Annotated in this window: 11 protein-coding genes; 1 reads left to right on the forward strand and 10 read right to left on the reverse strand. The window is 53.6% G+C overall.

The features are described from left to right. Window positions 1-4: 4 nt before the first annotated feature. The 10 genes from FHC52_RS20120 to pspA all read right to left on the reverse strand — a co-directional run bounded on the left by FHC52_RS20120 (window position 5) and on the right by pspA (window position 8,364). Complete coding sequence (locus FHC52_RS20120) at window positions 5-793, reverse strand: sugar phosphate isomerase/epimerase (RefSeq protein WP_126288969.1); 789 nt, start codon at window positions 791-793, stop codon at window positions 5-7. A 17-nt stretch (window positions 794-810) separates the two neighbouring features. After that, window positions 811-1,863 (reverse strand): zinc-binding alcohol dehydrogenase, encoded by a 1,053-nt coding sequence (locus FHC52_RS20125; protein WP_023327617.1) that lies wholly within the window; start codon window positions 1,861-1,863, stop codon window positions 811-813. Between the two features lie 28 nt (window positions 1,864-1,891). After that, on the reverse strand, window positions 1,892-2,734 hold the full coding sequence (locus FHC52_RS20130; protein WP_008501243.1) for a carbohydrate ABC transporter permease: 843 nt from the start codon (window positions 2,732-2,734) through the stop codon (window positions 1,892-1,894). Further along, a complete protein-coding gene (locus FHC52_RS20135; RefSeq protein WP_008501242.1) occupies window positions 2,721-3,602 on the reverse strand; it encodes a carbohydrate ABC transporter permease in 882 nt (293 codons plus the stop codon). The genes FHC52_RS20130 and FHC52_RS20135 overlap by 14 nt, the downstream gene beginning before the upstream one ends. Window positions 3,603-3,624: 22 nt before the next feature. Further along, on the reverse strand, window positions 3,625-4,917 hold the full coding sequence (locus tag FHC52_RS20140; protein ID WP_095428383.1) for an ABC transporter substrate-binding protein: 1,293 nt from the start codon (window positions 4,915-4,917) through the stop codon (window positions 3,625-3,627). 14 nt (window positions 4,918-4,931) lie between these two features. Beyond that, window positions 4,932-6,629 carry a sugar phosphorylase gene (locus FHC52_RS20145; protein WP_259280431.1) on the reverse strand — a complete coding sequence of 566 codons (1,698 nt, stop codon included), beginning with the start codon at window positions 6,627-6,629 and terminating at the stop codon, window positions 4,932-4,934. A gap of 196 nt (window positions 6,630-6,825) precedes the next feature. Then, window positions 6,826-7,050 carry a phage shock protein PspD gene (pspD, locus tag FHC52_RS20150; protein ID WP_023312043.1) on the reverse strand — a complete coding sequence of 75 codons (225 nt, stop codon included), beginning with the start codon at window positions 7,048-7,050 and terminating at the stop codon, window positions 6,826-6,828. A gap of 12 nt (window positions 7,051-7,062) precedes the next feature. After that, window positions 7,063-7,422: an envelope stress response membrane protein PspC gene (gene pspC / locus FHC52_RS20155; RefSeq protein ID WP_220420226.1), complete on the reverse strand. Its 360-nt coding sequence runs from the start codon at window positions 7,420-7,422 to the stop codon at window positions 7,063-7,065. Continuing rightward, entirely contained in the window at window positions 7,422-7,646 is a 225-nt protein-coding gene (gene pspB / locus FHC52_RS20160; protein WP_023312045.1) for an envelope stress response membrane protein PspB, read from the reverse strand. Before pspB ends, pspC begins: the two co-directional genes overlap by 1 nt. 49 nt (window positions 7,647-7,695) lie before the next feature. Next, entirely contained in the window at window positions 7,696-8,364 is a 669-nt protein-coding gene (gene pspA / locus FHC52_RS20165; RefSeq protein WP_023292259.1) for a phage shock protein PspA, read from the reverse strand. Window positions 8,365-8,515: 151 nt separating this feature from the next. On the opposite strand from pspA, the gene pspF reads away from it, so the two are divergent. Further along, the gene (gene pspF, locus FHC52_RS20170) at window positions 8,516-9,508 is read left to right on the forward strand and encodes a phage shock protein operon transcriptional activator (RefSeq protein ID WP_220420227.1); all 993 of its coding nucleotides are present in this window, start codon (window positions 8,516-8,518) and stop codon (window positions 9,506-9,508) included. Window positions 9,509-9,633: the final 125 nt, after the last annotated feature.

Raw genomic sequence — 9,633 nt, forward strand, 5'->3', positions numbered from 1 at the left:
ATCCTTAGCATTCGCGTAAATAAGTGAGTGAATCCCGGTAAGCCTGAGCGGGATCCTCAGCGCGCACGCGACACTCGTATACCACATAGCCCTGGTAATTATCCGCACGCAGCTGATTGAACAGGCTGGCAAAATCGAGGCTACCGCTTCCCGGCTGATAACGGTGATTATCGGCGATGTGCACATGGCCCAGCAGATCGCGGTGCTGATGCAGCGCCTCCGTCAGCGAATCTTCTTCAATGTTCATATGATAGAAATCGCCGATGATCTGCACGTGCTTGAGGCCGTTCTCTTCGATATAGCGTCGTGCGTCAGCCAGGGTGTTGATCATGTGATCCTGATAGCGGTTCAGCGGCTCCAGGTAGACGGTGGTTCGGGTGCGCGCGGCCACCTCATCCAGCCAGCGCAGCGACGCACTCACCGCTTTGCGGTCGCCTTCCAGGCTGCGTGGAGAGGTCATCGGCGGCAAACGGAAGGTAAACATTCCCCAGGCTGCAGGCACGATAATGCCCTTGCCGCCCACTTCGGCCAGGGCTTCCAGAATGCGTTCAATCTGCGCTAAACCGTTCAGACGACGCTCTTCGATAAAGTCACCAATCCAGCCATCGTATCCGCCGCAGGCGGTCGTGACCGGCAGGCCGGTGGCCTTAATCGCCGCTTTCACCTCGGCGAGATTTTCCACCAGCAGCTTGCCGTCAATCTCATAGCCATCAAAACCCATCGCCTTGATGTACTCGAATTTCTCCAGAATGTTTGACGGGAAAAAGGCCTGATTTTGTGTTGCGATTTTCATGAGTTGCTTTCCTTAGCTTAAAAAGTGACGCCCATTTTGATGCTCAGTTCCGGATGCTGATCCACATATTTCATGTAGCTTTCAGCGCTGGTGGTGAAGGTCACAACCGGGTCGATCAGATCTTCACAATTCAGATAACCGTTCATCAGCAGTTCCCAGCAGGTCTCTTCAATACGCTTGCGGCTCCAGCGCGGGTAATCCGGGTTTGGCTCACTGCAGGCGCGGGAGAAGACAATCTTCGCGTTGTTGAAATGCGCTTCACGCCCCAGGTTAAAGCCTGCTGAGAACGGTTTAGCGAACGCAACGTAGGAGATGGTGCCGCCGTAGGCGAGGCCGCGCAGCGCGGACTGCAGCGCATCGGCAAAGCCGCTGGTCTCGATGATCACGTCTGCGCCCTGCTTTCCGGTCAGCTTTTTAATTTCCAGACCAACGTCTGTGCCGATTGGGTTCAGGCAGTGGTCCGCACCGTGACGACGGGCGATCTCGCAGCGGTGTTCGATCGGATCAACGCCGATAACAACTGACGCGCCAGCTTTTTTCGCCAGCTGAATTGCAATCTGTCCGATGGCTCCCAGGCCGACCACGACAACAAAGTCGCCCACGCGGACGTTGGCATCACGCACGCCGCTCATGGCAAACTGTGCCGGATCGTAGCAGACGGCGTTCTTCCACGAGGCGCCCTGCGGCATTTTGCGCAGCTTGTAGTTGTTGACGGCATTTACGATAACCGTCTCCTGCAGCGGACCGTAGCAGCAGACGCGATCGCCAGTCTGGTATTCCGTGACGTCCGCACCGCATTCGATGATGTCGCCAACAATCATGTTGCCCAGCTGGAACTTACCGAACTCGATACCGCGCGCTGCGCCCTCTTCACGCGGCGTGAACATCTGCCACTCCGCGTTAAACTCTTCATCGATAAACGGGCTTGCGGCGCGGAAATCGACCACTTCAGTGCCGTGCTTCGGGGCACCAAAGCGGGCACGAATTTTCACTTCATGTGCTTCCACAGCACGATCCTCATATTCCACCAGCGCCGCCACGCGTGGCGCTGTCGCAACTAATTTTTTCATGATTAACTCCTTGTTAAAATTGGCCGCCTCAGCCCTTCACGCCACCGGCGGTCAAACCACTTTTAATAAAACGTTCAGACAGGGCGTACATGATGACCACCGGAAGTGCCGTCACCAGCGATGCCGCCATCATGCGACCCCAGATATAATCGGGTGTGCTAAAGAGCGTGTTCAGCCCGACCGGCAAGGTGAAGTTGCTGGCGCTGGACAGGAAAATGGACGCAAACAGATAGTCGTTCCACGCCACCATGAAGCAGTAGACAAACACCGATACGAGCCCGGATATCGCCAGCGGTACGGTAATACGGAAGATGATTTGCAGGCGGTTAAGGCCGTCCATCATTGCGGCTTCTTCTATTTCGTCCGGGATGGTGTCGAAGTAGCTGCGCAGCATGAACACCGCCGTCGGTAACGTCTGCGTTACCATGGTGATAATCAGCGCCAGCTCGGTGTCGTAGATCCCAAGCGCGGTGATGATTTTGAACAACGGCACCACCAGCAAGATGCCGGAGAACATGTAGACGGTGTAAAAACTCGCGTTGATCGTCGTGCGGCCCTTAAAGCGCAGCTTGGACAAGGCGTAAGCGCCCAGCGTACCGAGAAACACGGCAATCACCGATGAGGTCAGCGACACCACCATGCTGTTTCTGAAGTAATCCACAAACGGGAAGATCAGCGGGTTAAAGATGTCGATGTAATGCTGCAGCGTCCACGCCTGCGGCAGAATGGTTGGGTGGAGCGAGATCGCCTCTTTGGCGCTCTTGAATGACGTCATCAGCATCACGAAGAACGGGAAGAGCGTGATGATCAGAAATACCGCCAGCCCGAGATAAAAACCAATACGGCTCAGTACGCGTTTATTTGTTGCCATTGAGGTTCACCCTTTTTCTGGTCAGCAGAATCACAGCGAAGATGATCACGAACAGCACCACGGAGATGGCCGCTGCTTTACCCAAGTCGTTGAAAGCGAAAGCGGTTTTGTAAAGATAGACGCCCAGAATATCGACCTTCGTGGTCAGCAGGTAGACGTCAGCAAACATGTAGAACATCCAGATGGTGCGAAGCGTGACCACCGTGGCCAGTACCGGCATAATCGCGGGCAGCGTGACGATCCGAAAACGTTGCCAGGCATTCGCGCCGTCCATTTCCGCCGCTTCATACAGGGATTTATCAATGGTCTGTAAAATCGCCAGGAATGAGATAAACGCGTACGGGAAGTAACGCCAGATCGCGAACAGCACCACCAGTACGAAGCTGCTGTTCGGGTTGTCGAACCATAGCGGCGCCTGGTCATACAGGTGCAACAGGTCTACGCCCAGATAGTTCACAATGCCGTAGCCGTTGTTGAACATGTATTTCCAGGCAAACACCAGCGAAATAGACGGCGTGACGTAGGATAAAATCACCAGTGAACGTGCCGTCTTACGCAGGCGAAACTCGCGATTAAAGAAGATGGCCACGGCCAGCCCCAGCACCGTGCTGCCAATCACCACCAGCGCGGTGTACCAGAAGGTCATCCATAGCGAGTGCCAGAAAGCGGCATCGCCGAGGATGCGAATGTAATTGTCCAGTCCGACAAACACGGCGCTAATGCGCGGATTGAGCGGCAAGCGTAAAAAACTGATTTCAATATTGGAAATCATTGGCCAGGCCACCAGGCCCCCCAGCAGAATCAGGCTGGGGGCCAACAGCAGCATGGCGAAAGGCATATCTGAACGACCAGAAAACAACGTCTTCATAATTTCCTTCCGCAGAGCGCTCCTATCGTTGTGTAATGAGATCAGTCAGTCGCTTCTGGCTGCCGCTTAACGTTGTGTTAAGGTCCTTCTGCCCCACCGTGACGTTATGCACCATGGAGCTGATAATGCCGGAGCCCGTCACGTCGCCCATGCGGGTGAAGTTTTTATCCCCAACCGCGCCAAACACCTGCACGTTCGGGAACTGTGCAATCAGCTCATAAGGCAACTGCCCAAACGCTTTAATCACGTCGTTGTTTTTCCAGGTATCCGTGCCCACCACCCCTTTGTTTACCGGCAGCGCCGCGCCCGGCGACATCATGACCCAGTCCGTCGCGTTTTGAGCCTGTTCCATCCAGGTAACAAACTTCTCGGCCGCTTTGGTCTCCTCTTCGGTTTGTCCGGTGGTGATCGTCAGCGAGGTGATCATGCCGTACACCGCCGATGAGTTTTCAGTCGGGACAACGAAGCCCAGGTTGGCAGGGTTTCCGTCCTTGTAGACGGCGGGCAGGATGTAGGTGGAGTAAACCGCCATCGGCGCAGAACCGTTCATGAAGGCGTCTTTGATCTCCATAACATCGTTCGAACCCGGCATGGTGGTCGCAGCCAGCGCTTTATAAAACGCCAGCGCTTTGGCCATTTCCGGGGTATCGATGTCGACATTCCCTTTTGCATCAAACACGTTCGCGCCACCGGAAAGGGCAAACTGAGAGAACGACTGTTCGGTCATCACGCTTTCCGCAGTCGGTAACGCGATGCCGTAATGTTTTTTAGCCGGGTCGTTCAGGCGCTGGCTGGCTTGCAGAAGCTGTTCCCAGTTATGCGGCTCCTCAATGCCCGCCGCGGCCAGCACATCTTTGTGGTACCACACGCCGGAGAGCCAGGCGCTGATCGGCACGCCCGTCCAGGCTGCGCCGTCTTCCGTGCGGACAACGCGCAAGATGCCGTCATAGAAGGTGTTTTCCCCGACCGCCTTAATTGCTTCAGCGATTGCGTCACGATCCAGAAGCTGTTCTTTATCCATCACTTTTGCATAGTCATGGCTGACCTCAATCACTTCAGGCAGCGCGCCGGTTCGCGCCAGCGTAATCACCTTGGTGTTGTAGGCATCCTCTTCTACCGGTACCTGTTTTATCGTGATGCCCGGGTTCTCTTTCTCGAATTTATCGATCAGTTTCGTAATAACGGCCTGACGCTCCTGCTCTACCGACGAGTGCATAAACTCAATGGTGACAGAGGACGCTTTGTCATCCTTACAGCCTGATAACAGGGCGCACGAAACCAGTGCTGATATCAGCACAATTCTGGGTATTTTCATGTTTAAGGTCCTTTTTAGTTTTCTTTAATCCACAATACCTGCCATGGATTTAGGATCAGAGTCGTGTCGGTAATATCTTTTCCGCTAATCAATTCCCTTCCCGAGTGAATATCGGACTCAACCGTTTGAGAATTATCACTGAAATTAAACAACGCTGTTATTTTCTCACCACAATCCGCCACGCGGACAATTTTTAAAACATGCTTCCCTGACGTACTGAAATAAGCCTCACTGTCAGGATGGAATGCTTTTTCCGCCCGGCGCAATACGATTAACTGACTTAACGCACTGTAAACCTGATAACGGAGACTATTTTTATCTTCAAGCGCGCAATCAATTTGACCCGCGGCATATTTCTCACGATTTATCGCACGGTTATATCCCAGGCGCTCTACGCCATCATAATCATTACGGGAGCCGAGAATACTCTGAATATAAACTGCAGGCACACCGGGGAAGCTTAAGAGGACAGCATGGGCCAGAATAAACCGGGCAATGCGTTCGCTATCATGACTTTCTCGCGTACTTAAGGCATCAAGATAGGTCACGTTAATTTCATACGGGCTTCGTGTGCCATCCGGGTTATTTTTCCAGTTAACCAACGCACCTTCGGTCTGGAGCTTTTCTACAAGCGAAAGGATCTCCGACTCCGGTAAAATTCCGCGCAATGGGTTAAGACCAATGCCGTCATGCGAGGCCAGGAAGTTGAACCAGGTGGTTTTGGTGGAAGGCAACGCCAGCGACGCAGCCCACTGTCTCAGCGTGCTGACATCCTGGCTGTGCACCGCATGCAGCACCAGCGGAGGCAACGAGAACTGATAAACCATCTGCGCTTCATTTTCGCCGTTACCGAAGTAAGAGACGTTATCTTTATGCGGAACGTTGGTCTCGGTGATAATCACCGTGCCGGGGGCAACCGCCTCGGTAATGACGCGGAAAAGCTGGATGAGCTGGTGGGTTTGCTCAAGGTGAATGCAGCTCGTTCCCGGTATTTTCCACATGAACCCTACGGCATCCAGTCGAATATACCGCGCCCCTTCAATAAGGTAATGCAGCAGCACGTCGACCATCGCAATCAGTACCTGCGGAGAGGCGAAGTTGAGATCGATCTGGTCCTCACTGAAGGTGGTCCACAGATGTCGCACGCTGCCATCATGAAGTGTGAAAGGCGTGAGAAGTGGTAAGGCGCGCGGACGCGTCACCGCGGATAAATCTGTCTCGGGATCGACAGAAATGAAGAAATCATCATATCCCGGCATTTGCTTCAGATAATTAGCAAACCAGGCACTTTTGGCCGACATATGATTGCAGACGAAATCAAACATCAAACTGGTTGTCTGTTTTAATTCAGCAACGTCACGCCATGTTCCCGTTTCAGGCGCAACTTCATGATAATCAATAACAGAAAAGCCATCGTCCGAAGACCATGGATAAAAAGGCAAAAGATGGACATGAGAAAAAGAATGCGAAAGCCATTTGTTATAAAAACGTGTAAAAACAGGGAGTGCTTTCTCCCCTTTCGCGGAAAACTGATCGGCATAGGTTATCAGAACGATATCTTTTTCATCCCAGCCCATTTTACGCCTTTCCGTAATAACAGAGGCGGCCTTTTCAATATTTTCCAGCAGCATATGAAGATGTGCTTCAGAAAACGTTTTTCCATAAACAAGATTAATGAGTGCTTTAATTTTTTCGTTCACTTGATTTTCCATGGTAGCGGTCCCACGAAATGGCAATCTACTCCCATGAAAAATATCTGTCAACGGACCGGGCAGGAGAAAAACACGATTGCAAAGCAGCTCAGCACAATATTGTGAGCTGCCGCAAAGAAAGCAGGGTTAACGAGGAAGTGCGGTTAATCATCGCCAGCCCCTCTCCTGGAAGAGTAAGGGCTAACGCGTGAGGGAATTACTGGGACAAGTAGCGGCGCGACAGCCGTTTTGCCACTTTTTGCAACAGCGGTTCGAGCGCCACGGCCAGAACCATTCTGACCGGCTTGCGGGCAACGGATTTTATCGCCCACCCCGCCACGCCTGCCGGGCCGAAACGTAACGCGGTCAGCAGGACCAGTTTACCTGCGATTTTGAGGCCGGGTTTAACCTTCTGACCGGCCTGTTGCCAGTGTTGTTTCATCTCTTCTCTCTCTTAAAGCTGACGAAAACGACTTCTCAGCGTAAAAGTATCCGACGTGACATAGCGTTCCATTTCCCGTAACCGCTTCTCCCCGGCAGCGAGTTGTTCATCAACAGCATTAAGGAGATCGCTGCTGGTGGGGGCGCCTTCCGCCGCCAGTTCTCCTTCCGGCATCGGGTCAAGAACAAACGACAGCACGATGTACGCGACCAGGGTAATAAATGCCAGACCAAAGAAGATCGACAGCACCGTCACCACGCGCACCAGCTTAACCGGGACGTTAAGATAATGAGCCAGCCCGGCACAGACGCCGCGTACCATGCCCTGCTGTGGAATTCGCCACAGCTTTTTGTTCAGATTCAGTCCAGACATTAACGGTCCCTCCAGTTTGGATGTTCAGCATCCAGGATGGCTTCCAGCGCCTGAATGCGTTCACGCATTTTGTTCGCCTCATCGGAGAGCTGTACCAGACGCTGTTGTTCACTCTGGGAGAGTTCGCCCCGTGAGGAACGGTTGCTGTAGTGCAGCCATAACCAAATCGGCAAAACGAACAGCACGAAAATCGTCAGGGGAATAGCCAGAAAAAGCGCGCTCATGTGTACTCCTTGTCTTACGATGCGGCACGTTCAGGTGCCGCAGGCATTATTATTGGTTGTCTTGCTTCATTTTGGCTTTCAGTGCCGCCAGCTGCTCGCTGATTTCATCATCGGCCTTGAGATCAGCGAACTGCTGATCCAGGGACTTCTGCTTACCGATGCCGTGGCTTTCGGCTTCCGCTTCCATCTGGTCGATACGACGCTCAAACGATTCAAAACGGGCCATCGCTTCATCCAGCTTACCGCTGTCGAGCTGGCGACGCACGTCGCGGGAAGAGCTTGCCGCCTGGTGACGCAGAGTCAGCGCCTGCTGACGCGCGCGGGTTTCGCTCAGCTTGTTTTCCAACTCGCCAATCTCTTTCTTCATGCGGGTGAGCGTGTCATCCACCAGGGTCACTTCATGCTCGAGCGTCGCGACCATGTCTGCCAGCTTCTGTTTTTCGATCAGCGCCGCACGGGCCAGATCCTCTTTGTCTTTGCGCAGCGCGAGTTCTGCTTTTTCCTGCCATTCGTTCAGTTGAACGGTGGCCTGTTCAATACGACGCGTAAGCTGTTTTTTCTCAGCCAGCGCGCGGGCGGAGGTAGAGCGGACTTCAACCAGCGTGTCTTCCATCTCCTGAATCATCAGACGCACCAGCTTCTGCGGATCTTCCGCTTTCTCCAGCAGTGAGTTGATGTTGGCGTTCACGATGTCGGCAAAACGAGAAAAAATACCCATAATTGACTCCTCATAGTTCTGTTATCGGGCAATGCCCTGCTGTATGGATAATACAATTCCCGTGCCAACTTTTTATCTTATTGATTTAACAGGCCATGGTTGATTTTCATGCAGTGAAGAACTATTCTTACCTGGTGAATATCGCTAAGGAGTGGTTAATTTCATCATGCCCGGATACAAAGACAATTTACTCGGCGAAGCAAACAGTTTTCTGGAAGTGCTGGAACAGGTGTCTCGCCTGGCGCCGCTCAATAAACCGGTGCTGATTATCGGCGAGCGCGGTACGGGTAAGGAACTCATCGCCAACCGTCTGCACTACTTATCCGGGCGCTGGGACGGCCCCTTCATTTCCCTTAACTGCGCGGCGCTGAATGAAAACCTGCTCGACACCGAGCTCTTCGGCCATGAAGCGGGCGCGTTTACCGGCGCCCAGAAACGCCATCCCGGACGCTTTGAGCGCGCCGACGGCGGTACGCTGTTTCTTGATGAGCTGGCCACCGCGCCCATGCTGGTGCAGGAGAAACTGCTGCGCGTGATTGAATACGGCGAGCTGGAGCGCGTCGGCGGTAGCCAGCCGCTCCAGGTGAACGTGCGCCTGGTGTGCGCCACGAATGCCAACCTGCCGGAGAGGGTGGCAGAGGAAACATTCCGTGCCGACCTGCTCGACCGCCTGGCCTTTGACGTCGTGCAGCTTCCTCCGCTGCGCGAGCGAAGAAGCGACATTATGCTGCTGGCAGACCAGTTTGCGATTCAGATGTGCCGCGAGCTCGGACTGCCGCTGTTCCCCGGCTTCAGCGATTATGCACGGGAGACGCTGCTCGCGTACCACTGGCCGGGCAATATCCGCGAGCTGAAAAACGTCGTGGAGCGTTCCGTCTATCGCCACGACAGCAGCGAGACGGAGCTGGACAACATTATTATCGATCCTTTTCAGCGCAGCGCCCCGTCCTTGCCCCCACCAGCATCTCCAGGCGACGCCCCTGCTCTTCCCCTTGATTTGCGCCAGTTCCAGCACGACCAGGAGAAACAGCTGCTGGAGCAAAGCCTGAAGATGGCGAAATACAACCAGAAACGGGCGGCTGAACTGCTGGGTTTGACCTACCATCAGTTAAGGGCATTGCTTAAAAAACATCAAATGCGATGACAGTGTCTATGGAAGGTGCGAACAAGTCCCTGATATGAGATCATGTTTGTCATCTGGAGCCATGGAACAGGGTTCATCATGAGTCATCAACTTACCTTCGCCGACAGTGAATTCAGCAGTAAGCG

This window comes from Enterobacter sp. EC_64, assembly GCF_019584165.1.
Classification (GTDB): Bacteria; Pseudomonadota; Gammaproteobacteria; order Enterobacterales; family Enterobacteriaceae; genus Enterobacter; species Enterobacter roggenkampii.

What these genes read in the sequence shown, in the direction of transcription:
- FHC52_RS20120 (WP_126288969.1), bottom strand. Translation starts at nt 793, where the DNA reads ATGAAAATCGCAACACAAAATCAGGCCTTTTTCCCGTCAAACATTCTG.
- FHC52_RS20145 (WP_259280431.1), bottom strand. Translation starts at nt 6,629, where the DNA reads ATGGAAAATCAAGTGAACGAAAAAATTAAAGCACTCATTAATCTTGTT.
- FHC52_RS20135 (WP_008501242.1), bottom strand. Translation starts at nt 3,602, where the DNA reads ATGAAGACGTTGTTTTCTGGTCGTTCAGATATGCCTTTCGCCATGCTG.
- FHC52_RS20140 (WP_095428383.1), bottom strand. Translation starts at nt 4,917, where the DNA reads ATGAAAATACCCAGAATTGTGCTGATATCAGCACTGGTTTCGTGCGCC.
- pspA (WP_023292259.1), bottom strand. Translation starts at nt 8,364, where the DNA reads ATGGGTATTTTTTCTCGTTTTGCCGACATCGTGAACGCCAACATCAAC.
- pspD (WP_023312043.1), bottom strand. Translation starts at nt 7,050, where the DNA reads ATGAAACAACACTGGCAACAGGCCGGTCAGAAGGTTAAACCCGGCCTC.
- pspB (WP_023312045.1), bottom strand. Translation starts at nt 7,646, where the DNA reads ATGAGCGCGCTTTTTCTGGCTATTCCCCTGACGATTTTCGTGCTGTTC.
- pspC (WP_220420226.1), bottom strand. Translation starts at nt 7,422, where the DNA reads ATGTCTGGACTGAATCTGAACAAAAAGCTGTGGCGAATTCCACAGCAG.
- FHC52_RS20130 (WP_008501243.1), bottom strand. Translation starts at nt 2,734, where the DNA reads ATGGCAACAAATAAACGCGTACTGAGCCGTATTGGTTTTTATCTCGGG.
- FHC52_RS20125 (WP_023327617.1), bottom strand. Translation starts at nt 1,863, where the DNA reads ATGAAAAAATTAGTTGCGACAGCGCCACGCGTGGCGGCGCTGGTGGAA.